The sequence below is a fragment of the Paraburkholderia lebeckiae genome (assembly GCF_014201005.1).
In the GTDB taxonomy this organism is placed as follows: domain Bacteria; phylum Pseudomonadota; class Gammaproteobacteria; order Burkholderiales; family Burkholderiaceae; genus Paraburkholderia; species Paraburkholderia tuberum.
On sequence record NZ_JACHDK010000010.1, the window covers coordinates 96,140 to 121,704 of the forward strand.

A 25,565-nucleotide genomic window follows, 5' to 3' on the forward strand; every position below is an offset into this window, starting at 1 on the left:
AGAAATAGTAAGGCGAATTATCCGCGATCAAGCGTGACAATTGCGTGTCAGGATGCACAGGGAGATTTCTGGCGTTCACGCGTCCATTGCCTGCTCCAGCACATCGCGCAGCGCCGGGGGGCAGGCGATGACGTAATTGCCTTGCACCATACATTCTGCGGTCAGGAAGTCATTGACCCAGCCGCCCGCTTCCTCCACGAGGAGAATGGCCGCTGCCGCGTCCCAGGCGTTGATGTGCAGTTCGCAATAGGCGTCCTGGCGACCCATCGCGACGTAGGCAAGCCCGAGCGCACCCGAGCCTCGCCGGGTCACACCGGCCCCGAGAGCGTGCAACCGCGCATGGACGGTGGCGTAACGCCCGTAAGGCACGCGCGAGGACCAGCCAAGTTCGACGCTTGCGCGCGCGATATCATCGATCTTACTGACGCGCAGTGGTTGCCCGTTCAACGTCGCGCCAGCTCCGCGCCAGGCCGCAAACAGCTCATCGCGCATCGGGTCGAAGAGCACGCCAATCTCGACCTTGCCATCGCGCAGGAACGCGATCGACACGCAAAAGTGTGGGACGCCTCGCGCAAACTCTGAGGTACCGTCAATCGGATCGACCACCCAGACGTTCGTGCCTAAAGCACCACCGCTCTCTTCGCCGAAGAAGTCGTCGTCGGGGAACGCCGCGGCCAGACGTCGAGCGATCAGCCGCTCGACGTCGCCGTCGGTTGCAGTCAGATAATCCTGCGGGCCCTTGAAGGTCAGATCCTGTACGCCGTTGCGCTCAATAAAACGCGTGCGCATCAGATTGCCCGCTTCGCGCGCGATTGCACAGGCGGACAGGTATCGTAACTGCATCGTTGTATCGCACATGAACCACGTCCTTATAAATGGTGGCAGCCATGACGGCCCCGAAGTAAAAAGTAACGCAGTTTAGGTAATCGGCTGTCAACGTCAAGTGCAAGTCCACAGGAGGGCGCTGTCAACTTACGTGACATCATCGATACCGATTACGCAAGACATTGCGACTCAGAAAGTATTCGACGGATTTTGGGCGAGTTCGGCGAATTCGCGCCATGCAACGAACCGGGCGGCACTGTCAGGTTGCGAGGCTCGTCGGATAAGATGATGCGATGAAAAAATCGAAATCGCTCTATCACGGTCACCGTTTTCCGGCTGGGGTCATCAGCTGCGCTGTTCGATGGTATTTCCGCTTCCAGTTGAGCTTGCGCGACATCGAGGAACTGCTCTTCGAGCGTGGCGTGATCGTGACCTACGAGACGATCCGATGCTGGTGTGACAAGTTTGGTAAAGGCTTTGCTCATCGCGCGAAAGCGGCGCGGCGTAAGCCGGGTAGTACATGGCATCTCGACGAAATGTTTGTCACGCTTCGTGGAGAACCATATCTGCTATGGCGAGCGGTCGACGAGCACGGCGCCGAACTCGACATCCTGCTGCAAAAGCGGCGCGACAAGGCCGCAGCCAAACGGTTCTTCCAGCGTGTGCTGCGTTCCAGCCCTGTGCCGCGCAAGATCGTCACCGACCAGTTGCGAAGTTATCCGGCCGCAAAGGCCGAAATTCCAGAGTTGGTGAACGTAAAGCATGTGTTCGTTAAAGCGGCCGCGCGCGTGAACAACCGCGCGGAGAATAGCCACCAACCAACGCGCGAACGCGAGCGTCGCATGCGCGGCTTTCGCGACCCGAAACGCACGCAAGAATTCCTCTCGTGCTTCGGGCCGATCCGGCAACACTTCGCGCTCAAGCGGCACCTGCTGCGCGCGGCGCTTTATCGCAAACAACTCGCAGCCCGGTTCGTTGCATGGCGCGAATTCGCCGAACTCGCCCAAAATCCGTCGAATACTTTCTGAGTCGCAATGTCTTGCGTAATCGGTATCGATGATGTCACGTAAGTTGACAGCGCCGTCGTGTCACACGCGCAACTGGACACCGGTTGGTGCCGTGACGCTTAACCCCGAACGTGACTCAGTCGTTGAGATGGCGTCGATCGGCGCAAATAAACAGCCTCTGGCTGCATGAGTGAGGCGACAACCTGCTTGACGCGCGCCGCCTCGATGCGAGCGCCTCGCGACTCAATCGTCCGCGAAAAAATGGCCGATGAAAATGCAGCCAGCCGCGAGCGCGGCGCCCAGCGCCGCGACCGTATAAGCGAGCCTGACACCGTGCCACAAGCTATCGAACCATTGATGCAACTGCGCCATCAGTACCGCCGCGTTGCCGCCGATCTGCTGTAGCTCGATCTGATAGCGCGGATCGATCATGCCGTACATCGCGACCGCGCTATCGGGCGGCGGCACGCTCACGTAGATGAGCACCGCGGCGATCAGGCTGACGACCAGGATCGCCGCGCCGGTGAGATAGAGCCGCTTTTGCAGCGGCGAGCGTTGGTTGGAAGAAGGTGCGTCGTGGTCGTTGCCGTTCATCGTTGCGTAGGTGGGTGCGCTAGCAGCCGTCGTTGATGGAGCCGAACCGCCAGTATCGCAGAGCGCGGCCTCGGGCGACCCAGACGCGCCCGACCCACCTCAACTCTTCGACGTCAACAATTTAACCCCCGCAATTCCGAACATCACCGCGAGCGAGCCATCGAGCCAGCGCCGGATCGCCGTATAGACGCGGCGTGCGGACGCCGTCGAAAACAGCACCGCGTAGCTGCTGAATACCGTCGCGCCGATCACCATGCAGCCCAGCACGACCGGCGTCACGTGCGCGGCGCCGTGTACCGGCGACATCGCGAGCGACACGATCGACAGCCACACCAGCACCGCTTTCGGATTCGTGAGATGCAGCAAAAGGCCACGCAGATAGAGTCGCCCGAGCGGTTCGTGGACGCGCGCCGCGATCGCGGCCGGCTTGCCGCCGCTCCACGCCGAGCGTGCGGACTTGAAGCCGAGCCACAGCAGATACAAGCCGCCCGCGATCCGGATCGCGACGAGGCATTCCGAGTAGGCGGCGAGCACCGCCGACAACCCGAGCGACGCGAGCAGCGCCCATGAGAACGAGCCCGACACCACGCCGAGCGCGAACACCAGTGCCGCGCGTCGGCTCGCGCTCATCGCGAGCGACATGATCGCGAGATTGCTCGGCCCAGGGCTCGCGGTGCCGACGAAATAGGCGCTGTAGGCGATCAGGACATCGGCGGTGAGCAGAGGGCTGGCGATCATGGCGGGCAAATGTAAGGGCGGAGCGCGTGTTCGACAATGCACTGCAACGCGCCACACAGCCGGTTGAATGAAGCAACGATTGTGCGCGCCGTCGCGCGCGACTCACAGATACAGTTGCGCGTACGTATGGCAGCACACTCGATGCGAACCCGGAGCGAACTCGCATCGAATGCGGCGTGCAAAGCGCTCAACCGTGCGTCGCGCTCGCAATACACTCCGCCAACGCATCGGCGACCATCGGCCGGCTATGCCGCGGCCGCAGCACGAGCCCGATCTCGCGCTCGAAGCTCGCATCGCCGAGTTCGAGTGCGACGACGCTCGCTGGCCATTTGCCGAGCCCGGCCGTATTCGGAATCAGCGCGACACCCATGCCGCGCGCGACCAGTTGCACGATCGCCTGCAATTCGTCGAGCTCGACCGCATCGCGCACGCCAAGGCGCGCGCGCCGCAGAAAACGGTCGACGAGCCGTCCGCCGAACGACGCGCGGTCGTAGCGGATGAACGGCTCGCTGCGCAGCAGTTCGCGCCACGAGCGGCCGCCGCGCGCAAGCTTTTTCGGCGCGAGCAGCACGAACGGTTCGGCGACGAGCGTGCGCCATTCGAGTTCCGACGGCAGCGCGAACGGCGGTTTGATGATGACGGCCAGATCGAGCTCGCCCGAGTCGACCTGGCCGAGCAGCCCCAGCGACACGCCCGGCACCACGCGAATCCGCCAGCCGGGACGGTCGTCGCGAAAGCGCGCGAGCGCGTCGGTGAGCAGCGACACCTGCGCGGACGCGATCGCGCCGACCCGCAGCATGCCGCTTTCGGCGGCGCCGCCGCTGCGCTCGGAGAGCCGCGCATAGAGCGTCATCATTTCCTCTGCGAGCGCGAGCGTTTCGCGGCCCGCCTCGTTGAGCGTCGCAGAGCGGCCGGTGCGGTCGAACAGCTGAAAGCCGAGTTCCTGTTCGAGCCGCTGCATTTGCGCGCTGACGGCCGATTGCGTGAGCCCGATGCGCGCGCCCGCGCCGGAGAACGTGCCGTACTGGCTGACGGCAATCAAGGTTTTCAACTCGCTGAGCATGATCGATCAATCGATTTTGGTGATGGTCAGATCAAATATATATCGTTTCTCAACATTTTTATTCATGGCTAAACTTTGCTTCGACTGAACCGGTTGCCAGTCGTGCCAGTCGTAATTCATCCTCACACCCACCCCAGCGAGTCTTCCTATCATGAGCGTTGCCGAAACCGCTTTGCCGCCGTTCCACCTGGCGTTTCCTGTTCATAGCCTCGTCGCCGCGCGCGAGTTCTACGGCGAATTGCTCGGCTGCCCGGAAGGGCGCAGTTCGGACGCATGGGTCGATTTCAATTTCTACGGTCATCAGATCGTCGCGCATCTGGCGCCGGACGAAGTCGGTCACCGTCATACCAGCGCGGTGGATGGCGACGCGGTGCCGGTGCGCCACTTCGGCGCGGTGCTGTCGATGGAGCAATGGCAGGCGGCCGCGGACAAACTGCAGAAGGCCGGCATCGAATTCATCATCGAGCCGCATGTGCGCTTCAAGGGCGAGGTCGGCGAGCAGGCGACGATGTTCTTCCTCGATCCGTCGGGCAATGCGCTCGAGTTCAAGGCGTTCGCCGATATGTCGTCGCTGTTCGCCAAATAAGCGTCGCGGGCGTTGACGCCTAGATACGGATAACTGCAAATGAAGGCCGGTCGATCATTCAGGTCGACCGGCCATTTTTCGTTGAAGGGGATGGCCGCCCGTCTTGCGAATCAATCTGAAAGCATGTTTCATATTATCCGGCCAAAAAACGTGCCGCGTATCAGCAAACGTTTCATTAACTGCGCGTAAATTTATTCAACAAACGTTTGCTTTGCGGCAAATTCGCAGCTAATTCGGCGCGAACCCTTCGCCTTCAAAAATGGCGCATTTGCTTTCAACCAGCTTCCTGACGATTTCGCCATTTTCGTGCCATGCAGGCGTTGGTGCAATCGATCTAGCATAAGCGCAGATTCAATCCCTCCGTCCACCCGCATTTTCTCTGGCCCGTTTCAATGTGGATCGTCAACGTAGCGCTTAAGCGGCCATACACGTTCATCGTGATGGCAATTCTGATCGTGCTGGCGACGCCCTTCGTGCTGTTCACCACGCCCGTCGACGTGCTGCCGGAAATCAACATTCCGGTTGTCAGCATCATCTGGACGTATACGGGGCTGTCGGCCGAGGACATGGCCACCCGTATCACGTCGGTCAACGAGCGCAGTCTGACCACGACGGTCAACGACATCGAACATATTGAGTCGCAATCGCTGCCCGGCATCGCCATCCTGAAGGTGTTCCTGCAGCCGAACGCGAACATCCAGACGGCGATCGCGCAGACGGTCGCAGTCGAGCAGGCGCAATTGAAGCAGATGCCGCCGGGCGCCACCGCGCCGCTGGTCATCAGCTACTCGGCTTCGAGTATTCCGGTGATCCAGCTCGGCCTGTCGAGTCCGAAGCTCTCGGAGCAGGATCTCAACGACACCGCGCTGAACTTCCTGCGACCGCAACTCGTGACGATTCCGGGCGCGGCCGTGCCGTATCCGTATGGCGGCAAATCGCGGCTGATCTCGGTCGACCTCGACACGCGCGCGATGCTGGCCAAGGGCCTGACACCTGCCGATGTGGTCAACGCGTTCAACGCGCAAAACCTGATTCTGCCCACCGGCACGGCCAAGATCGGGGCGAAGGAATACACGATCGACATGAACGGGTCGCCGCCGACGTTGGAAGGTCTCAACGACATTCCGGTGCGCACCGTCAACGGCGCGACGACCTACCTGCGTGAAGTCGCGCATGTGCGCGACGGCTACTCGCCGCAGACCAACATCGTGCGGCAGAACGGTCATCGCGGCGTGCTGATGTCGGTGCTGAAGAACGGCAACGCGTCGACGCTGTCGATCGTCGATACGTTGAAAGGCATTTTGCCGGCCGCGCGCGCCTCGCTGCCGCCGGATCTGCAGATCACCGCGCTGTTCGACCAGTCGGTGTTCGTGAAGGCCGCGGTGCAGGGTGTGGTGCGTGAAGCGCTGGTCGCCGCCGCGCTGACCGCCGCGATGATCCTGCTGTTCCTTGGCAACTGGCGCAGCACCTGCATCATCGCGATCTCGATTCCGCTGTCCATTCTGTCGTCGCTGATCGTGCTGCACGCGCTCGGGCAGACCATCAACATCATGACGTTGGGCGGCCTCGCGCTCGCGGTCGGCATATTGGTGGACGACGCGACCGTGACGATCGAGAACATCGAGCGGCACCTGCACATGGGCACGAATCTGCACGATGCGATTCTCGACGGCGCCGGCGAAATCGCAGTGCCGGCGCTCGTCTCGACACTGTGTATCTGTATCGTGTTCGTGCCGATGTTCTTCCTGACCGGCGTCGCGCGCTATCTGTTCGTGCCGCTCGCGGAGGCGGTGGTGTTCGCGATGCTCGCTTCGTACATCCTGTCGCGTACGCTTGTGCCGACGCTCGCGATGCTGCTGATGGGCCACGCGCACAAGTCGAAGGCGGGCACGAAGCCGAATCTGTTCATGCGTCTGTATCACCGCTTCGACGCAGGCTTCGAGCGCATGCGCGCGACTTACATCATGATCCTGAGCAGCCTGCTCGTGCGTCGCAAGATGTTCGGCGCGCTGTTCCTCGGTTTCTGCGTGCTGTCGATGGGTCTGTTCTTTGCACTCGGCGAAGACTTCTTTCCGAGCGTCGACGCGGGCGACATCCGTCTGCACATGCGGGCACCGACCGGCACGCGTATCGAAGAAACCGCGCGGCTGGCCGACGAGGTCGAGAAGGTGATCCGCGAAGTCGTGCCGCCCAGGGAGTTGGGCACGATTCTCGACAACCTCGGGCTGCCGTATAGCGGCATCAACCTGTCGTATAGCAACGCGGGCACGATGGGCACGCTCGACGGCGAGATCCAGATTGCGTTGAACGAAGGCCACAAGCCGTCGCAGATCTACATGGACAAGCTGCGCGCGATCCTGCCGCAGCGTTTCCCGGGCGTCGAGTTCTTCTTTCAGCCGGCCGATATCGTCACGCAGATCCTGAACTTCGGCCTGCCTGCCGCGGTGGACGTGCAGATTTCGGGCGCGAATCAGCAGGGCAACCTCGACGTCGCGCGCAAGCTGCTGAAGCAGGTGCGACTGATTCCCGGCACCGTCGACACGCATATCCAGCAAAAGCTCGACGAACCGGTGATCGATCTGCACATGGACCGCACCCGCCTGCAACAACTGAACCTGACCGCGAACGACGTCGCGCAGAACGTGCTCGTTTCGCTATCGGGCAGCTCGCAGACGTCGCCGGGCTTCTGGGTCAACAACAGGAACGGCGTGGAATACAAGGTGGCGGTGCAGACGCCGCAGTACCAGGTGTCTTCGATCGACGAACTGTTGCGCACCCCGGTCTCGGCCACAATGAACGGGCCGACGCAACTGCTCGGCAACCTCGTGCAGATCTCGCCGAAGAGCCAGTTCGCGGAAGTCACGCATTACAACATCCGTCCGGTGATCGATCTGTATGTGAGCGTTGAAAAGCGCGATCTCGGCAGCGTGGCGAATCAGGTCGACAAGATCGTCAACGAGGTGCGCGGCTCGCTGCCACGCGGCAGCACGATCACCGTGCGCGGCCAGGTACAGACGATGCGCAGTTCGTTCTTTGGGCTTGGCATCGGCGTCGCGATGGCGATCGTGCTCGTGTATCTGCTGATCGTCGTGAACTTCCAGTCGTGGGTCGATCCGCTGATCATCGTCAGCGCGTTGCCGGCGGCGCTCGCGGGCATCATGTGGATGCTGTTCCTGACCGGCACCCATCTGAGCGTGCCGGCGCTGACCGGCGCGATCATGACGATGGGCGTCGCGACCGCGAACAGTATTCTGATGGTCGCGTTCGCGCGCCAGCGGCTGTCGGCCGGCGCGCCGCCGCTCACGGCCGCGCTCGAAGCCGGCGCGAGCCGGATTCGTCCGGTGCTGATGACCGCGTTCGCGATGATCATCGGCATGATTCCGATGGCGCTCGGCCTCGGCGAGGGTGCCGAGCAGAATGCGCCGCTTGGCCGCGCGGTGATCGGCGGGTTGCTGTTCGCGACCGTATCGACGCTGTTTTTCGTGCCGCTCGTGTTTGCGGGAATTCATTCGTGGCTCGCGGGCCGTCATAAGAACGGCGGCGACGACGACAACGGCGGTGGCGACGATGGCGGCAACGGCGGTGGCAGTGGCGGCCATCGTGGCACCCCCGCACCGGAACCCAGCAGTGCGGCGACGCCCGCGTAAAAGTTAAACGATGGTTGACTGAGATGACCGAAAAAACTCATGCATCGCTAGCGATCCCCGCGCGGGAAACCGAAGAAGGAGAGCACCGGCTGCCGCCGCGCCATCGCGAATGGAAGCGCGCGAAGATCGCCGTCGTGATCGTGCTCGTGCTGCTCGTGGTAGGCACACTTCGCACCGTGATCGCGAACGTGCTGCAAAACCGCGAAGTCGCGGCGATCGCGCAGCAGAATGCCACGCAGTACGTGAACGTCGTCACGCCGACCCAGACCGAGGGCGGCGGCGACACGCTGCTGCCGGGCACGCTGCGCGGCTATGTCGAGTCGCCGATCTATGCACGCGCGACCGGCTATCTGCTGCACTGGTACGCCGACATCGGCACCCACGTGAAGCAGGGGCAACTGCTCGCCGAGCTCGATACGCCGGAAATCGACCAGGAACTCGCGCAGGCTCTGGCACAGCGTCAGCAGATCAATTCGAGCCTCGCGCTCGCGAAGAGCTCGCTGGACCGTTGGCAGCAGTTGCGCCAGCGCGATGCGGTGTCGCAGCAGGAACTCGATGAACGGCAAAGCACCTACACGCAGGATCTCGCGAATCTCGCGGCCGCCGATGCGAACGTCAAGCGTCTGCAGCAACTCGAATCGTTCAAGCGGATCGTCGCGCCGTTTACCGGCGTGGTGACGCAGCGCAACGTCGACGTCGGCGATCTGATCGACGCGGGCAGCGGCACGAGCCGTGCGTTGTTCGCGCTTGCTCAATCGGACCCGTTGCGCGTCTATGTGCAGTTGCCGCAGGCCTACGCGCAGAACGTCGCGGTCGGGCAGAAGGTCGTGGTCACGCAGGCCGAGCTGCCGGGCCAGCAGTTCAACGGCAAGATCACGCATATATCTGGCGCGATCGACGTACCCACGCGCTCCTTGCAGATCGAAGTGACGCTGCCGAATCCCGACGACAAGCTGCGCCCCGGCGCGTACGTGCAGGTCGCGGTGCCGGCCGTCGCGCATGCGCGTCTCACGGTGCCCGGCAACGCGCTGCTGTTTCGCGCGGAGGGTCCGCGCCTCGCGGTCGTCGATGCAAAGGGCAACGTGAGCCTGCGCAAGGTCGTGATCGCGGTGGACCTCGGACAGCAACTCGAAATCGAAAGCGGTATCTCGCCGGGCGATCGCATCATCGTCAACCCGAGCGATTCGATTGCCGATGGCGATCACGTGCAGGTGCAGCCGCTGCAGAAGAACGGCAAGGGGGCGTCGTGACGTTCGCGGCTTCACGCCAGGCGCGTACGCGTGGCACTGTCTTCACCGCGCTGAGCGCTTGCGCCGGCGCGGCGCTGCTCGCCGCGTGCACGGTCGGCCCGGACTATCAGCGGCCGCAGGCCGAGGTGCCGCCCGAATGGCACACCGATTCGTTCTGGCGCGTCGCCGCGCCGTCGCATGCGCCGATCGCGCCGGACTGGTGGACGGGCTTCGCCGACCCGACGCTCGCGACGCTCGAAACCCAGGCACTCGCGCAGAACCAGACGCTCGCCGCGGCGAGCGCGCACTACGAGCAGGCGAAGGCGACGCTCGCGAACATCAGCGCGCAGCGCGTGCCGGAAGTCGATTTCAATGCACAGGCCTCGCGCTTCCGTATTTCGCACGACCGGCCACTGACGAACTACGCGACGCCGACCGAATCGACGGTGCAGAACAACCTCCAGCTCGGGCCGACGATCAGCTACGACACCGATCTGTTCGGCCGCATCCGTCGTCAGGTCGAGGGCGCGCAGGCGTCGGCCGAACAGTCGGCGGACGATCTCGCGAACGCGCGCCTCGTGCTGACGACCGACCTCGCCACCGACTACTTCTCGCTGCGTGAGCTCGACAACGAGATCGACGTGCTGAACCAGTCGGTGAAGCTGCAGCAGAAAGCGCTCGACTACGTGAACACCGAGCACGATCTCGGCTCGGTATCGGGCCTCGACGTGCTGCAGCAGAAATCGCAGCTCGATTCGACGCGCGTGCAGGCGCAGCTGCTGCTCAATCAGCGCGCGCAGTTCGAGCATGCGATCGCCGCGCTGGTCGGCGTGCCCGCACCGCAGTTCGCGATCGAGCCGAAGGTGCTCGACATCAAGCCGCCGACCGTACCGCTCGGCGTGCCGAGCGACGTGCTGCAAAGGCGTCCCGACGTCGCCTCGGCGGAACGTGCGATGGCGGCGGCCAACGCGCAGATCGGCGTGGCCAAGGCGGCGTTCTTCCCGAGCCTCACGCTGACGCCGGGCATCGGCTGGGAGAGCACCGAGTTCGCCAATCTGCTGAGCGCGCCGACGCTGATGTGGACGCTCGGCGCGACGGTCGGTCAAGTGATCTTCGACGGCGGCCGGCGCGCGGCCAACGTCCAGTACGCGAGCGCGGGCTACAAGGCGACCGAGGCGAATTATCGGCAGACCGTGCTGAGCGCGTTCCAGCAGGTACAGGACGGCATCACAGGACTGTCGGTGCTCGACGGCGCGGCGAAGCAGTCTCGCGAGGCGGTCGAGGACGCGCAGCGGCTGCTGTCGCTCGCGAACGATCGCTATTCGGGCGGCCTCGTCGCCTATCTGAACGTGATCGACGCGCAGGAGTCGCTGCTGACGAGCGAGCGCACGGACGTGCAGATTCACGGCCAGCAGTTGACGCTGTCGGTGGCGCTCGTGAAGGCGCTCGGCGGCGGCTGGGAGGGCGGCGCGCAAGGTGGCGCAATGGCCGGGAACGAGGCTAACCGTACGAACGCGACAGCGAACCTCGCCAGTGCTACGGCATCGCCGCAGCAAGCGCCAGCCGGCGGCGCGCAGCAGAAGGAGATGCCGGCTCCTGCACACTGAATGGCCCCGGCCGAGCTTCCATGCCGAGGGAGTGGGATCGGCGCGAGGCATCAGGGGCGTTTCCTATAATGCAAAGTTGACCGCCACAAGTGGCATGGGGACGCGGATGAAATTGCTGATCGTTGAAGACGAGCACAAGGTGGTGGACTACCTGCGCTCCGGTTTGACAGAGCAGGGCTGGGTCGTCGATGTCGCGCTCGACGGCGAGGAAGGCATGCATCTGGCCACCGAATTCGATTACGACGTGATCGTCCTCGACGTGATGCTGCCTAAGCGCGACGGCTTCAGCGTGCTGAAGGCGCTGCGCATGCGCAAGTCGACGCCGGTCATCATGCTGACCGCGCGCGATCACGTGAACGACCGCGTGCGCGGCCTGCGCGAAGGCGCGGACGACTACCTGACCAAACCGTTCTCGTTCCTCGAACTGGTCGAGCGTCTGCATGCGCTCGCGCGCCGCACGCGTTCGCAGGAGTCCACGTTGATTTCCGTCGGCGATCTGTTCGTCGATCTGATCGGCCGCCGCGCGACGCGCGATGGCGTACGCCTCGACCTGACCGCCAAAGAGTTTCAACTGCTCAGCGTGCTCGCGCGCCGTCAGGGCGACATTCTGTCGAAGACCGCGATCACAGAACTCGTGTGGGACGTCAACTTCGACAGCCATACGAACGTCGTCGAAACCGCGATCAAGCGGCTGCGCGCGAAGCTCGACGGCCCGTTCCCGTCGAAGCTGCTGCACACGGTGCGCGGCATGGGCTACGTGCTCGAAGTGCGCGAAGAGGCCGAGACATCATGAACCGTTCGATTGCCCGCCGTCTCGCGTCGATGTTCGCGCTGGTCGCGCTGTTCGTGTTTACGCTCGTCGGCACGGGGCTCTTTCTGGTGCTGCGCACGCAGCTCGAACATCATCTGCGCGAGTCGCTCGACGATCGCACGCAGATCGCGCGCATCATGGTCAATCACGCGGTGACGCCCGAAAAATGGCGGATGTGCCGCGAAAAACTCACCGACATGACGCCGCACGACGGCAGCACCGTGTACTCGGTGACGAGCGCGGACCCGAGCTATCACTTCGGCATGCCGGTGCAGGGCGCCGTCACGAAGAGCTGGCCGGGCGGCTATGCGCGCATCGCGCCGGCGGGCGGCGGCCCCGACATGCTGACCTCGACGGTGACCTTGCCCGCCAACGCCGGGCGGCCGCCGGTGCAGTTGCAGGTCGCGTCGAGCTATTCACCGAACCTGCGCACGATGCGCGTGTTCGGCTCGGCGCTCGCGGCGCTGTCCGCGCTCGGCAGTCTCGCGGTGCTGCTGCTCAGCTACTCGGTCACGCGCATCGGTCTCGCACCGCTCACGCGTCTGACGCGCGACGCATCGGCGGTCAGCCCGAACAATCGCTCGCAGCGGCTCAATACGGCGTCGCTGCCGCTCGAACTGAACGATCTCGCGAACTCGTTCAACGGCGCGCTCGAACGGCTCGACGGCGCCTACGGCCGGCTCGAATCGTTCAACGCGGACGTCGCGCATGAACTGCGCACGCCGGTCACGATCCTGATCGGACAGACCGAGGTCGCGCTGACCCGCAACCGCTCGGTCGACGATCTGCGCCACACGCTGCAATCGAATCTCGAAGAATTCGAGCGGATGCGCACGATCATCAACGACATGCTGTTCCTCGCGCGCGCCGATCAGGGCGAACGCGCGACGGGGCTCGTCGAGGTGTCGCTCGCGGCGGAACTCGCGCATACGCTCGAGTTTCTGGAGATTCCGCTCGAAGAGGCGCGCGTGCATGCGCAATTGCACGGCGATGCGTTCGCGCGCGTGAACCGCTCGCTATTCGGCCGCGCGTGCACGAACCTGCTGATGAACGCGATCCAGCATTGCGAGCCGGGCGCGTCGATCAGCGTGACGATCGCGCGCGGGAAAGGACCGATGCGCGACCAGGTGCGCGTCGCCGTGGCAAATCCTGGCGAGCCGATCGCGCCGGACGTCCTCGAACATCTGTTCCACCGTTTCTATCGCGCGGAAGTCTCGCGCACCAATAGCCGCGAAAACCACGGGCTCGGGCTCGCGATCGTGAAGGCGATCGCGGAGATGCATCGCGGCACCGTGTCCGCGCACAGCGCGAACGGCGTCAACACGTTCTCGTTTTCGGTGGCGGCGTCGGCGCTGTCCACGTCGGGCGACGTGCCGGCCATGCGTGCGAACGCGAATGCGACCGGCGCCGCCGCCGATAGCGCCTATTCGTCGCTCGCGAAAGGCAAGTCGGCCTGAACCGGCAGGCGCGGCTTCAGCGCCTGTTCGCTGGCCGACGTCAGCGTGCTGATGCGCACGCCCAATAGCCGCAGCTTGCGGTTCCAACTCCACGCGTCGCAAACATTCGGTCGCCGCGCGGCGGATTTCGGTCGCGTCGGCGGTCGGTTCGTGGAGCGTCAGGTCGCGCGTGACGGTGCGGAAATCGTCGTAGCGCAGCTTGATGCCGATCGGGCGGCCCACGTAGCTCTTGCGCACGAGATCGTCGGCGACACGCACGCACAGCCCCGTAAACGCGCTCGATAACGCCGGCCGGTCGTGGCGCGGATGCAGATCGCGCTCGAACGTGGTCTCGCGGCCGATCGACTTCGGCTGCGACTAAAAATCCAGCGTGAACTGAGACGACTCATTGCCGGTTGATTCCCCAGCGGGTTGGAGATTGCCAGCCTTGACTCCCAACAGTCTGATGGGTTTAACAAGATCAATTCTTTTCAAACACTCCGTCGCCGCGCGGCGCAACGCTTTCGCATCAGCAATTGGTTCAGGAAGCGTTACATCGCGCGTTACTGTCTTGAAGTCATTGAAGCGCAGTTTGATCCCGATTTTCCGAGCCAGATAGCCCTTTCTCTGTAGATCGAGCGCCACCTGTTCGCAAAGACGGGTAAAGGCGGCGCCGAGTTCCTGTCGGTGCCGTACGACGTGCAGATCGCGCTCAAAAGTCGTCTCGCGACTCATCGAGATTGGCTCGCTGTACGTCACGACAGGCCTATCATCAAGACCGTGAGAGACTTTGCGAAGCCACGCCCCATAGCTTCGTCCAAAGTGCTCCACGAGCCAAGTTTCGTCACACGCAGCGATCTCGCCAATGGTTGCTATTCCCAACGACGCAAGCTTGGCGCTGGCCTTAGGTCCAATGCCGTTGATCTTGTTCGCGGCCATCGGCCAAATTTTGGATTCGATGTCCTCAAACCTGAGGATCGTAATCCCATCCGGCTTTTGTATATCGGAGCACAGCTTTGCAAGCAGCTTGTTTGGCGCGATTCCGACTGAGCATGTCAGACTAGTTGCTTCGAACACCGCCGACTTCAACTTGCGCGCGATTTCTTCTGAATTGCCATTCGTGAGCGAAACATCGGCGTAGACCTCGTCGATTCCAACATCTTCTATGCACGGGCTAATTGATCGCACTGCGTCCTTGAACAGTCGCGAGTAAGTTCTGTAGAGGTCAAAGTTCACGGGAAGGAGAATGGCGTCCGGCGCTAACCGGGCGGCCTTCATCGCGGGCATTCCGGAATGAACTCCGAGTGCGCGAGCTTCGTATGTCGCGGTCGTAAGGACGCCTCTGCCCACATAGTCGCGCAGCCGGGAGAATTCGCGTGTGCCATCCGAATTTGTTCGCGGCGCATCCGAGCGACGACCAGCAACCACCATGGCTTCGCCTCGTAGCTCGGGGTACTGCGACAGTTCACAAGACGCGAAGAATGCGTCCATGTCGATATGGGCTATGCGCCGATCATCTGGCATGCCTAAGACTCAAAAAATAGCGATTAATGCTTCGCCCGACCGAAACGACTGTCCTCAACGGCCTTTTGGGGCAGGCAACGAGACCGCGACATGTCGCGTTTGGGGGGGCATTTTCTGAGACTGTACATTTATGGTTCTGTTGCAGTAAGGGGGGCCGCTATGATGGGCGGAAAGACACAACGACTGAAAGCGCGATGAAAACGATGAATCCGGCGGTGGCCCGAGTGCTCAAACGCCTGCGCTACCCGCTCGACGTGATCCTGACTTGCGTGCGCTGATACGTGGCCTACCCACTGAGCCTGCGGCACCTTCAGGCAATGATGGCTGAGCGCGCCGTTTCAGTCGATCATTCGATTGTGCACCGCTCGGCCATTAAGCCGTTGCCGGTGCTGGAGAAAGCGTTTCGCCGCCGTGAGCGGCCGGTGGGGAAGAGCTGGCAGATGGACGAGACGTACATCCGTGTCAAGGGGGAATGGCGGTATCTTTACCGGTCCGTCGACAAGGAAGGCAACACCATTGACTTTCTGCTACGCGCCCATCGGGACAAGACTGCGGCCCGGCGTTACCTTGAGAAATCGATCGCCCAGAACGGTGTACCCGAGACAGTAACCATCGACAAAAGCGGCGCCAGTCTCGCCGCGCTCGAAGCGCCCATCAAGATCCGCCAGTCCAAATATCTCAATACCCGGGTAGAGCAGGATCATCGGGCGATCAAACGACGAACGCGGCCCATGCCAAGGTTCAAAACCTTTCGCTGTGCCCGGATCCTTCTGGCCGGCATTGAGATCATGCAAATGATCGCCAAAGGACAGATGCAACGTATGCGCGGAACCCATCCGTCCGCCACTGACCAATTCTACGAGCTCGCGACATAAGCAGTACTTCTCCTTGCGATATCGCTCGCTCTTGGAATCTTACCGCGACAAAGCCGCGGGACATCATGCGGCTGCCGGCGCGTTTGTCGGCTGCGCTGTCGGTCGCTGGCCGGCGGTCTTCGACGACGCAGGCGCGACTGAAGATGTCCACCGTGAGCCGGCGCAACGTCTAGCAATACTGCAACGGCAATCGCGCGCACTGTGTCGACAAACAGGCGGCTCGAGTCCCACTGGATCGACAACATTCGCCCGCCGGCCCGCTCGGTGGCGTCTGTGCAGCACCGTGCTAAATGGATGTTTCGCCCCCAGATCACGTGAACTGCCAAGCCCGGCGCGATTGCTTGCGCGAAGCCGCAACCGGTCCGAACGCTTAGGTCAACGCAACTAACAGTCAAGGTCATCCAAGACCACGAGCGCCTTTACGACGGCGAAAACCGCCGCATCCAATCATTGCCTCGTGAAGGGGTATGGGCGATATCCAGCGCGAGCGCGCCGTGTTCACAAGGCACGTATGGGGAAGGATGCCCGCATAAGCTGAGAGGCCGCTGGATCTTCGACGCAGCCCGATATAATGCCAAACCATATAAAATCGCGTACGGAGGACTGATGACAACTGTGGCACTTCCCGAACTGGACGCCATCGATTTTCCTGCTCAAATAGCGGCGGAAACGCGCGAGCTGATTAATCGAGGAACGCTAGCGCCGGGCTTGCAGTTGCGGCAGTCCGACCTTGCCAAGCGTTTCGGCATCAGTCGTGTGCCCGTTCGAGAAGCGCTCAAACTGCTGGCGGCCGAGGGGATCATTGAGCATGATCCCAACCGCGGTTTCTTTGTGACCCCCCTGTCGAGTGAAGAGGCGCGGCAGCTTTACCGTATGAGAGCGCTCCTTGAAACGGAACTGCTCTCGACTGTTGAGTGGCCCGCGCCCGCCCAACTCAAGTCGCTGAAGGCTCTGCTCGCGAAACTCGACGAACTGCTCCGCGCGGGCGATCGCGAAAGTTGGATCAGGTGCCATCGGGCGTTCCATGACGCGATCTTCGACCTTTCGCCCGACAAGGTGCTCAAGCGCGAGGTGCTGCGTCTGTTGCGCTTGACCGACCGCTATCGCGCGCTGGCTGCGGACGTCGCGGCGCAGCGAGACCATAGAAATGCAAAGATCGATTTACTGCTTGTGAAGGCGCTAGAAACTAAAAACCGGGAGCTGCTGCTCGCTACGTATGATCAAGGGCGAACAATGGTGCTCGCGAGTCTGATGGCTGTTCTGGCGGCGCGCGGCGTCTGAGATCGATCCGACGCCGTGGCGGTGGCCCAGAAGTCCTGCGCCAGCAAACGATCATCGCGTGTTGTCTGCCTTTTTATTCCGAGCGAATTGCGGTGTCACGGTCGGGATAGTCCTCGTGTGTCGCGCTCCCGGGCATACCCTTCCTTACGACCGCGTAAGGAGGGCATCAGCATCTCGCGATGCGCCGAGGGTGGGGTCTGCGCTCGGACATCGATTCCGTGAGAAGTGGCATACCGCGGCGCGGGCAGTCGTTCAATCCGCATCGCCGGGGCTCGCATTCGCGTCGCTCGGGTTCGGTCAAGGACATCATGTCCAGTCAGGAGGGGGGCCGGCTCGTTGCGGGCGCGGCTCTATCGCATGCCCTACAGCACATTGCGCCTTTTTCACTCGGTGGCGCGCCGCCCCGCATGGGACGCGCAGCGGTCCGCTTTTATGCAGGGAGGCCGACGCCGCGCCCGGAGTCGCTCGCCGAAGCGGTCTCGGAAATCGATGCCGTTAGTGCGAGGCTGCTCGGTGAAGACCTCGTAGCATTCCGCAATAGCGACAGTGCGATCGGCTTGCTCGAAGAGCAATGTCAGCACCGCCGTGCACCTCTCGCGCTCGGTGACGACACCGAGCTTGACACATGCACCGCTTTTAGGGATGGGTTCGCGGATCGCATACAATATGGTCGAAATTCGAACTTACGGAACCGACGAAGTGCGTCGGACACGGCGAACTATACGACTACACACGTGAGCAAAATCGAACTTAATGATATCGACATTCCGGCGCAGATTGCTGATGAGGTGCGCAAGCTGATCAACAGAGGCGTCCTGTCGCCAGGGCAACAAATGCGGCAATCGGAACTGGCTGACCGCTTCAGTGTCAGTCGGGTGCCTGTGCGCGAGGCATTGAATCTGCTCGCAGCGTGGGGCGTGATCGTGCATGATCCAAATCGGGGGTTTTTTGTCGGGCCGCTATCGTCGGATGAGGCGGCGCAGCTCTACCGCTATCGCTATTTGGTAGAGCGCGATTTGTTTCAATCGATAGAGTGGCCCGATCGCACCCGAACCGCCGAGCTCAATGGAATGCTTGCCAAGCTCGACGAGTACTTGGGAAGCCATCAGCGAGCCGAATGGCTCGATGAATACTACGCATTCTACGGGCTGCTATTTGATCTTTCCCCCGATAAGATTATCCGCCGCGAGGCCCTGCGCTTGATTCGACTGACCGACCGGTACCGCGCACTAGCGACCGAAGCGCATCGGCCGGGCGAACGTCCGAAGGCGCACCTCGAACGCCGGCTCATGACTGCAATTCGCACGCGCGAGCGTGAAAAAGTCATGCGAGTCTACGAACTTGAGCGAGAAAAAATAAACCAGTCGATACTGGCCGTGCTTGCCGGGCGCGGGCTCTAAGCGTCACGTGGTTCGCCTGCGACCAGAGCTGTTTCATGAGCGGCATCGTCGGGCAGCGCAGGCAGGCGGATGCTGATGCGTGCGCTCAGGCTTACACCGCATTCGAGCAGAAAGCCGCGAAGCTGATTGGTGGTTACCCTGCGTTCGACTACCAGCGTATCGCGCGGGCTGTGAAGCGAGCAGTGTTCGCTGTTAGGGCGCTGACGGCCGCGAAGCGGATGGACTGTCGCAATGCCGCCTCGCAGATAGCCCCCGAGGAAACGGCCGATCAGCGTGCGGCGATCGGACCGTTTGGTCAGGCTGACTATCTCATTAACGCCCCTCGAGAGGTTGCGTTTTTTGGACCACGTTAAGAAGCCGTCCATGGATGTGCTAGTTCACATTGAGCGTGGGATCTTGAAGTTTTCGACCAACGTCTGCAGGCGTTCAGCTTCCGAGTGAACGCCACGCGCAGCGGCCGCCGCTTCCTCGACGAGGGCCGCGTTGTGTTGCGTCATCTGATCGATTTCGGCGATAGCCTTATTGATCTCGATGATGCCTTGGTGGCCGTCGTGGGAAGCGCTGGTGATCTCGTCCATCAGGGCGGAAACGTGGGCGAATTCGCGAACCATATCGTTGATTTTCGAGCCAGCATCGCTCACCAGATTGGACCCTTCATCAACGGCGCTCTACCGAGTGACTCACCAGCTCCTCGATCTCTTTGGCGGCTAAAGCAGAGCGCTGCGCCAACGTCTGAACGTACGTCGTGTGAGCGCCGAGAGCTTCCCCCGCAATTTTGAACACTGCGAAGCTCTTGTTGCTGGTCAGAATCCGCTAGGCATCAATATCCGAAGTATCCGACGTCGCAAGATTGTAGAGTTCGTCGTTCACCACCAGAAACGCAGCAATCGTTTTCTTGTCGTCTTCAAGATACTGACGATCGTCACCGGGAAGCACGAGTCTTTCGTAGGTGTCGATGTCCTTTTTGAGTCGCTCTGCCGCCATTGACCGAATCGCGACGTTGATATCTTTGGACTGCTTGTTGTCTGACAGAACGACCCCCAATGTCGAGCTCTGAGCAGGATCGAGATCTCGACGTAGATCGCTGATCGTTTCGACCGAAGCCATCCAAGTGTCTTTAATGTCCAGCAGATGCGACTGAATCTGGTGGGCCTGGTAGCCCAGCAGATGCGACTGAATCTGGTGGGCCTGGTAGAGCGCGAAGCCAGCGTGAGCGCACAGCACCACGATGTCATAGGACTACAGATAAACACTCAATGACATCGAAGCCATGGCCATCGAACAACAGCCTGGAAGCGGGCCGTGTGTCCGTTCCACGATCCGGAGCTCAGTTCAATCGAGGAGTGTTCAGTCGCTTTCTTTGTTGCTCAACGAGACCGGTGCACGACATCACGCGTCGGCAACGAAGATTGACATATAATACAAAACAGTATTACATTGGTGGCAGGCGAACAGACCTGCCTGTCTGGCGTCATTTCGAATACGTGGAGACAATTGATCTTGAAGCTCAACCGGAAACTCTTCCTCTCGGCAGTCCTCGCAGCAGACGCACTGATCTCTGGCGTCGCCTTCGCGGGTGCACCTGCTAAACCGACACCTGCACCTGTTCCTGCTCCAGCGGCTAAACCGGCAGCGGCTGCGCTCGTTGCTGCGCCCGCGGGTGTTGTCTTGGTCGCTGAAATCGGCAAAGGCGTGTCCGGAACTGACATCAAGGACTACGCCGATCTGATTAGCCGCCTGAAAGACAATCCGGATTGCTACACCTTCGGTACGACGGCTGACGGCGCGCGCGACCTGACCGCGATGACCACATTGCAAAAGCGCAACGGCGTTCGCATGGTTAAGTTATCCTACAAAGACACAGCAGCGGAGATCGAAGGCTTGATGAAAGCGAGGGTGCAAGTGATCCCGGTCCCGTACGAGGTCGCAGCCCCGTACATCAAGAGCGGTCAGATGCGTCCCCTGGTGGTCTTCGGTTCGGCGCGTATACCCGAAATCAAGGACGTCCCCACGGCTAGCGAAGTGATGCCCGGCTTCGTGTACTGATCTCAATCCAGGTAGCAACAAAGGAAAGCCCGCATCGAGCGGGCTTTCCTTTTTTGGTTAGCCGGAACGATAAACTCGTTCGAACCGCCCACTTAGCAACAACAAGTCGGCAGAGCATGATCAGCCGCGTGACTAGGACGATAGAAAGACGCTAAAGCACTAGCGGTTACGGACGGGACCGAACAACCTACGTAGCATCCACGGTAGGATTCGTCTGTTGGAAGACAACTGACTAAGGAGTCGATCACCGAATCGCCTTGACAACCTACTTGTGAATATTGTCAGGCGGGACTTCCACGATATAATACCAAAATGAATACGATCACGACACGAAGCCGTGCACCCGCGGCCACCCTCCCGGAACTGGATGGCATTGACTTTCCAGCTCAGGTGGCGTCTGAGACGCGAAAACTGATCAATAGGGGAACCCTCGCACCCGGCTTTCAACTGCGACAGTCGGACCTCGCTGAACGTTTCGGCATCAGTCGTGTGCCAGTGCGCGAGGCGTTAAAACTGCTGGCCGCAGAAGGCATCATCGAACACGATCCGAATCGTGGATTCTTCGTAGCTCAGTTGTCAAGCGATGAGGCCCGACAATTGTATCGGATGCGCCAACTTCTCGAAGCAGAGTTGCTAATGACGGTCGAATGGCCGACATCCGCGCAGATTAAGGAATTCAAGGCCTTACTTGCCCGGCTTGAAGAATTAATCCAAGCTGGTAATCGTGAGGGATGGATTGAATTACACCGTGAACTTCACGATAAAATTTTCGACCTCTCGCCTAATAAAGTGTTAAAACGGGAAGTCCTACGATTGATGCGACTTACCGATCGTTATCGGGCGCTGGCTGCTGATATTTCAGCGCATCCGCAACATCGTAGCGCTGATATCGAAGCCAAACTCGTGAAGGCTTTGGAGAGTAAAGACCGGGAATTGCTGCTCGCAACTTATGAGAAAGGGCGAATGGTTGTTCTTGAGGGGTTGATGAGAGTGCTTGCGGCCCGAGAATAAACGAAAAAAGGACCCCCGAGGGCGTAATGCCGTTCAGTTAAGCTCTCTCTTCAGGAATCGAACGGTGTAACGGAAAGGTCTGGATTTGACGGCCCGAGCGCGAGTGCGCCCGGGCCATTTTTTGTTGGGAAGTTGCTTGAGCCGCTCGCGCAAGCGAGTCAGCAGCGTGGGAAGTTTTCCGTACGAGCGCGTCACGGCCCGGCCATGTCATTTCATACTGGATGATATGGAGGGGCCCGAATGAAGCTCTGATCCTCAGGCGCGTGCCCGGCATCAAGCGCGGCTTTGGCTATTTCCAGACGGATCAGGTTGTAGGCGATCGGAGCGCCCCAAAGCTCCTGGTAGACCCCTTGCACAGTCTGACTGCGAAGCGTCAGCTCCATGCCCGCCATCAACTGCTTCAATTCATGGTCGCTGGTCTCGATCTGCCAGCGACGCTCGTAGCACGCCGCGATGTCGGCCGCCTTGAAACGCCGTCGATCGGTCAGGGACGTCAGTAAGATCCGTTGCCTGCCGCGGACATCGACGGCAAGCACAGCGCGAGCCTTCCAGAATTCGGGTAGTTGCGGGCATTTCGTTCGTGCCTGCGGCGAAACGCGCATGCGCACGATCTGATGGCATCGCGCACCAGACCCGTCACAATGGCGGTGAGCGTGACTGCGCGCAATTGAGGAGAGCTGCCAACCCGGTCATGAGTGGCGGCTGAGGCGCCAAAGTGCTTGCGGTTGGCGGCACTGTCGGCGGTTTGCAGCGTGGTGCCATCCATCGCGAACAGCGCGAAGCCCTTGAAGAGATACTTCGCCTGATCCTGCGCGACCCAGTTCCTGGCCGATTCGTGAAACAGCCATGCCAGAGGAGCGGCGCAGGTGCGCTGCTGCGCCTGTGCGATCGCACTTTTACTGACAAATGACGCTTGCGGTGTGGGTAGGGCAAGGTCCAGTTCATCAACGACCTCGCTGATCGACCGGTGCCGGTACAACGCCAGCGCAATCACCAGCCATACGGTCTGCTGCGCGGGTAGCCGGCGCCGACGAGTGCTCGCACTGCCACTGGCCTGTGCCGCACACTCGATCCACTCGTACGGAAGATGCTGCCCAGCCGGTCCCATTCGAGCGGCGGCTGTGATTCCACGAATGGGCGTAGATCATCTGCCGGCATGGAGATGGAAGTTAAACACCCGTTCGCCCCGTTTACAACCGCTTTGCGCAACGAACAAAAAATGCCGTTCAGTCGCTTAACTGAACGGCATTACACCCGAGGGTGTCCTTTTTCATATACAGCCCGCGTTAGAACGACGTCAGCAGTCCGAGTTCGGTTACGGTCTGAACCTTGCCGCTGGAAACAATGTTGCCGATTTCGGCAGCATACGCGCCATTCGTATGCTGGTACACACTGGTCCCAGATACATCCTCGTGCGCTTCGACAGTGTGTACGTGCCCTGAGCAGCGGTTTGATTGACGCGAACGTTCTCCAGCAGGTTGTTGCCAAATTCGTACGTATACGCGTCAGATCGTAGCCAGCGCCCGTGGCCAGTGCGGAGATACGCGCACCCGACTCCGTATTGCGTGCTAGAGCGATAAGCCCGTTACGGACAGGCCGCCGAACTGGCTTCGAACGCCTGCCGTCAGGTTCGCCAGGCCGCCGTGCCCAGCGTTGATCAATGTCCAGTTCTGTACCTTGTAAACGACGGCAGCGCGGGTGTAGCCATGACGATACATCAGCGACGCACTCTAGCCCGAGCTATTGTCGAAGTCACCGGCCACGCCACCCATGCTGTACATGACGCCGCCAGAAAATCCGCCGAAGTCACCGCTCATGAACTTGATGGCGTTGCTCATGCGCTTGCCGCCGCGTGCAGTATGATGCGCGCCGTACCTCCTTTCTAAATTGTTAAATTAGTCTGCACCCCAGTTGGAGATCCACAGCAAATCATGGAAATCGATCGCCTTATTCGTCTGAAATTCGCCGTAGGATCCTTGGGAATACAGCAGCGGCGCCGTTGTTTGGCCATTAATGGCCGTGCCTTCGACATGTCCAAAAATCACGGCATGCGTACCGATCTCGATGATGCGTTCGACGCTGCAATCGAAGTTGACCATAGCACTGGCCAAAGCCGGGGCACCCGTCTTAATTCGATTCCACGTTCCCGCCTGAAATTTTTCTTGCGGCGAAATCGGTCGCGAGAAACGCTGCGCCAATTCCTGCTCGCTGCGCGCCAGGACGTTGACGACGAAGTTGCCAGTGGCCTGCACGTGCGCCAGAGACGAGTTCGCACGATTGATACAGATCAGCAGAATAGGGGGCGCCGCACTAACAGACGTCACAGCGGTTGCCGTCATGCCGGCAAGCGGGCCGACCGCGTCAGAACCAGTCGTGATCAAACACACGTGCCCGGTCAAGCAGCGCATGGCGCGTTTGAATTCAGATTCTTCTATGCTCAATTCACCTTCCTAATCGTAAAACTAGACGGACAAAATGATAGGGTGGTGATCCTTAGGGACACCACCTCAAGCAATCGACCCGCCAGTCTCGGCCGGCTTACTGGTCCCACCCGAAGATACTGAGCGTGCTCTCGCCCGCCTCGAGTCGCTTCATCTGCTGTGCTTCTGCTGCTTCGCGTCCTTCCGATGCAGTGATCACCTCGGCAATTCGCTCGCGCGGGATGCACACGACACCGTCTTCGTCACCAACGATCAGGTCACCGGCATTTACCGTCACGTCGTCGAATCGAGTCGGTGCGTTGATCCAACCTGTGGCACCGAAATCTTTTCCTGTACCACGGATACAAAGTCCGCGAGCGAAAACGGGAAACCCGATCTCCGACAGCAGTCGCTGATCGCGAACACAGCCGTCAATGACCAGACCGGCAAGCCCGCGAACTTTTGCGGCCGTCGACATGATTTCGCCCCAATACCCGTGTTCATAGGCTTCGCTCACGGAGACGACCAGGACATCACCTGCTTGTGCTGAGTAAATCGCACGGTGCAGCCAAAGGTTGTCGCCACCGGGCGCATGAACCGTCACAGCGGGGCCGCAAATCTTGAATCCGGGCGCGACAGGCTTGATTTCATAAGGCAGGACTCCGATCTTTCCGGCTGCCTCGTGAAGCGTTGCTGCCGGCAGTTTTGCGGCGGCGTTGACCAGAGTGATGTCCGGCCTCCGGATGTCGAGACGCGTGGTCTCGTGACGATTGAAAACCGGTCCCGTCATGCTTCTTCTCCGATCCGGCGCGTTTGCAGTTGGTGGTACTTGAATTGCTTGCGAGCCTCGTCCAGGCGCATACCTGTTGCAACGGCCTCACGGATTGCCTTCTCGGCGGCATCGATTTCTTCAGCAGCAGCAAGCACGCGCTCTTCGTGTTCCTTCGGAATCGAGATCACACCGTCAGCGTCACCGCGCAGCAGATCGCCCGGAGCAACACGCACGTTACCGATATTCACCGGAACGTTGGTGGCTTCGACCTGAACGCGGTCCTTGCCCGTTCGCATCCAGTTGTCCTTGGAGAAAACCGGGTAGCCGAGCGACAGGCAGAGGTGTACGTCGCGGTTGACGCCGTCGATCACGGTACCGGCGATACCACGACGATGCGCGATTTCCGTGAGGATGTCGCCCCAAACTGTTGCGTCTTCGCGACCACCATTGTCGAGGACGATGACCGAGCCGGGCGAAACGTCGTCGATGAAGTCACCCACGGTGCCTGCGGGCGATGCGGCCGGGCCGTAGAGAATCGTGAATGCCCGACCGGCCATACGGAACGACGAATCACGCGGCTTGATCTTGTAGCACTGACCGTTCAGGCTCAGGCGGTCCAGTGCGTCGCTCAGGGTGGCCGTTTCGAGTTTCGCTGCGCGCGCAACGTTCTTGTCTTGTTCGATTTCCGACATG

At 61.0% G+C, this 25,565-nt stretch carries 22 protein-coding genes and 4 pseudogenes; 14 read left to right on the top strand and 12 right to left on the bottom strand.

The genetic code is table 11. The features are described 5' to 3' along the window. Window positions 1-75 precede the first annotated feature (75 nt). Window positions 76-858 carry an inositol monophosphatase family protein gene (locus HDG39_RS20490; protein WP_184008105.1) on the bottom strand — a complete coding sequence of 261 codons (783 nt, stop codon included), beginning with the start codon at window positions 856-858 and terminating at the stop codon, window positions 76-78. A gap of 260 nt (window positions 859-1,118) precedes the next feature. On the opposite strand from HDG39_RS20490, the gene HDG39_RS20495 reads away from it, so the two are divergent. Next, window positions 1,119-1,853 carry an IS6 family transposase gene (locus tag HDG39_RS20495; RefSeq protein ID WP_184008107.1) on the top strand — a complete coding sequence of 245 codons (735 nt, stop codon included), beginning with the start codon at window positions 1,119-1,121 and terminating at the stop codon, window positions 1,851-1,853. Between the two features lie 222 nt (window positions 1,854-2,075). On the opposite strand, the gene HDG39_RS20500 is transcribed toward HDG39_RS20495, so the two are convergent. The 3 genes from HDG39_RS20500 to HDG39_RS20510 form a co-directional block, all read right to left on the bottom strand. Next, the gene (locus HDG39_RS20500; protein WP_184008109.1) at window positions 2,076-2,426 is read right to left on the bottom strand and encodes a hypothetical protein; all 351 of its coding nucleotides are present in this window, start codon (window positions 2,424-2,426) and stop codon (window positions 2,076-2,078) included. 99 nt (window positions 2,427-2,525) lie between these two features. After that, complete coding sequence (locus HDG39_RS20505; protein WP_184008111.1) at window positions 2,526-3,164, bottom strand: LysE family translocator; 639 nt, start codon at window positions 3,162-3,164, stop codon at window positions 2,526-2,528. A 187-nt stretch (window positions 3,165-3,351) separates the two neighbouring features. Further along, window positions 3,352-4,227, bottom strand: a complete 876-nt coding sequence (locus HDG39_RS20510; RefSeq protein WP_184008113.1) for a LysR family transcriptional regulator — start codon at window positions 4,225-4,227, stop codon at window positions 3,352-3,354. Window positions 4,228-4,378: 151 nt separating this feature from the next. Between HDG39_RS20510 and HDG39_RS20515 the strand changes: the two genes are divergently transcribed. The 6 genes from HDG39_RS20515 to HDG39_RS20540 all read left to right on the top strand — a co-directional run bounded on the left by HDG39_RS20515 (window position 4,379) and on the right by HDG39_RS20540 (window position 13,564). Next, entirely contained in the window at window positions 4,379-4,813 is a 435-nt protein-coding gene (locus HDG39_RS20515; RefSeq protein ID WP_184008115.1) for a VOC family protein, read from the top strand. Between the two features lie 392 nt (window positions 4,814-5,205). Further along, window positions 5,206-8,460 (top strand): efflux RND transporter permease subunit, encoded by a 3,255-nt coding sequence (locus HDG39_RS20520; protein ID WP_184008117.1) that lies wholly within the window; start codon window positions 5,206-5,208, stop codon window positions 8,458-8,460. Between the two features lie 23 nt (window positions 8,461-8,483). Then, window positions 8,484-9,710, top strand: coding sequence for an efflux RND transporter periplasmic adaptor subunit (locus tag HDG39_RS20525; protein WP_184008119.1), 1,227 nt, complete (start codon window positions 8,484-8,486; stop codon window positions 9,708-9,710). 50 nt (window positions 9,711-9,760) lie between these two features. Next, a complete protein-coding gene (locus tag HDG39_RS20530; protein ID WP_184008304.1) occupies window positions 9,761-11,296 on the top strand; it encodes an efflux transporter outer membrane subunit in 1,536 nt (511 codons plus the stop codon). Between the two features lie 106 nt (window positions 11,297-11,402). Next, complete coding sequence (locus tag HDG39_RS20535) at window positions 11,403-12,089, top strand: heavy metal response regulator transcription factor (RefSeq protein ID WP_018424874.1); 687 nt, start codon at window positions 11,403-11,405, stop codon at window positions 12,087-12,089. Beyond that, a complete protein-coding gene (locus HDG39_RS20540; protein ID WP_184008121.1) occupies window positions 12,086-13,564 on the top strand; it encodes a heavy metal sensor histidine kinase in 1,479 nt (492 codons plus the stop codon). The genes HDG39_RS20535 and HDG39_RS20540 overlap by 4 nt, the downstream gene beginning before the upstream one ends. On the opposite strand, the pseudogene HDG39_RS20545 reads toward HDG39_RS20540, so the two are convergent. Both HDG39_RS20545 and dinB read right to left on the bottom strand, forming a co-directional pair. Then, window positions 13,531-13,921: pseudogene (locus HDG39_RS20545) on the bottom strand (DinB/UmuC family translesion DNA polymerase); the annotation flags it as partial. The gene HDG39_RS20540 and the pseudogene HDG39_RS20545 overlap by 34 nt on opposite strands. Beyond that, the gene (gene dinB, locus HDG39_RS20550; RefSeq protein ID WP_026226600.1) at window positions 13,922-15,067 is read right to left on the bottom strand and encodes a DNA polymerase IV; all 1,146 of its coding nucleotides are present in this window, start codon (window positions 15,065-15,067) and stop codon (window positions 13,922-13,924) included. A gap of 194 nt (window positions 15,068-15,261) precedes the next feature. Here dinB and HDG39_RS20555 point away from each other — a divergent pair. The 5 genes and pseudogenes from HDG39_RS20555 to HDG39_RS20570 all read left to right on the top strand — a co-directional run bounded on the left by HDG39_RS20555 (window position 15,262) and on the right by HDG39_RS20570 (window position 18,976). Further along, window positions 15,262-15,942 (top strand): annotated as a pseudogene (locus HDG39_RS20555) (IS6 family transposase). A 606-nt stretch (window positions 15,943-16,548) separates the two neighbouring features. After that, window positions 16,549-17,223: a GntR family transcriptional regulator gene (locus HDG39_RS20560; protein ID WP_184008123.1), complete on the top strand. Its 675-nt coding sequence runs from the start codon at window positions 16,549-16,551 to the stop codon at window positions 17,221-17,223. Window positions 17,224-17,630: 407 nt separating this feature from the next. Continuing rightward, window positions 17,631-17,822: pseudogene (locus HDG39_RS35875) on the top strand (Rieske 2Fe-2S domain-containing protein); the annotation flags it as partial. A gap of 135 nt (window positions 17,823-17,957) precedes the next feature. After that, window positions 17,958-18,623: a GntR family transcriptional regulator gene (locus HDG39_RS20565; RefSeq protein ID WP_311666949.1), complete on the top strand. Its 666-nt coding sequence runs from the start codon at window positions 17,958-17,960 to the stop codon at window positions 18,621-18,623. 35 nt (window positions 18,624-18,658) lie between these two features. After that, complete coding sequence (locus HDG39_RS20570) at window positions 18,659-18,976, top strand: hypothetical protein (RefSeq protein ID WP_184008125.1); 318 nt, start codon at window positions 18,659-18,661, stop codon at window positions 18,974-18,976. Between the two features lie 24 nt (window positions 18,977-19,000). On the opposite strand, the gene HDG39_RS34655 is transcribed toward HDG39_RS20570, so the two are convergent. After that, window positions 19,001-19,264: a hypothetical protein gene (locus tag HDG39_RS34655; protein ID WP_221305803.1), complete on the bottom strand. Its 264-nt coding sequence runs from the start codon at window positions 19,262-19,264 to the stop codon at window positions 19,001-19,003. Window positions 19,265-19,436: 172 nt separating this feature from the next. Further along, complete coding sequence (locus HDG39_RS34660; RefSeq protein ID WP_221305804.1) at window positions 19,437-19,847, bottom strand: hypothetical protein; 411 nt, start codon at window positions 19,845-19,847, stop codon at window positions 19,437-19,439. Window positions 19,848-20,117: 270 nt separating this feature from the next. Between HDG39_RS34660 and HDG39_RS20580 the strand changes: the two genes are divergently transcribed. Then, the gene (locus HDG39_RS20580) at window positions 20,118-20,669 is read left to right on the top strand and encodes a tripartite tricarboxylate transporter substrate-binding protein (RefSeq protein ID WP_184008127.1); all 552 of its coding nucleotides are present in this window, start codon (window positions 20,118-20,120) and stop codon (window positions 20,667-20,669) included. A 312-nt stretch (window positions 20,670-20,981) separates the two neighbouring features. Continuing rightward, on the top strand, window positions 20,982-21,680 hold the full coding sequence (locus HDG39_RS20585) for a GntR family transcriptional regulator (RefSeq protein ID WP_184008129.1): 699 nt from the start codon (window positions 20,982-20,984) through the stop codon (window positions 21,678-21,680). A gap of 33 nt (window positions 21,681-21,713) precedes the next feature. On the opposite strand, the pseudogene HDG39_RS20590 reads toward HDG39_RS20585, so the two are convergent. The 4 genes and pseudogenes from HDG39_RS20590 to HDG39_RS20605 form a co-directional block, all read right to left on the bottom strand. Beyond that, a pseudogene (locus tag HDG39_RS20590) lies at window positions 21,714-22,838 on the bottom strand (transposase domain-containing protein). Window positions 22,839-23,575: 737 nt separating this feature from the next. After that, window positions 23,576-24,121, bottom strand: a complete 546-nt coding sequence (locus tag HDG39_RS20595; RefSeq protein WP_260328110.1) for a flavin reductase family protein — start codon at window positions 24,119-24,121, stop codon at window positions 23,576-23,578. 97 nt (window positions 24,122-24,218) lie between these two features. Further along, window positions 24,219-24,890, bottom strand: a complete 672-nt coding sequence (locus HDG39_RS20600; RefSeq protein ID WP_184008131.1) for a 4-carboxy-4-hydroxy-2-oxoadipate aldolase/oxaloacetate decarboxylase — start codon at window positions 24,888-24,890, stop codon at window positions 24,219-24,221. Next, entirely contained in the window at window positions 24,887-25,564 is a 678-nt protein-coding gene (locus tag HDG39_RS20605) for an RraA family protein (protein ID WP_184008133.1), read from the bottom strand. The genes HDG39_RS20600 and HDG39_RS20605 overlap by 4 nt, the downstream gene beginning before the upstream one ends. Between the last annotated feature and the right edge of the window lies 1 nt (window position 25,565).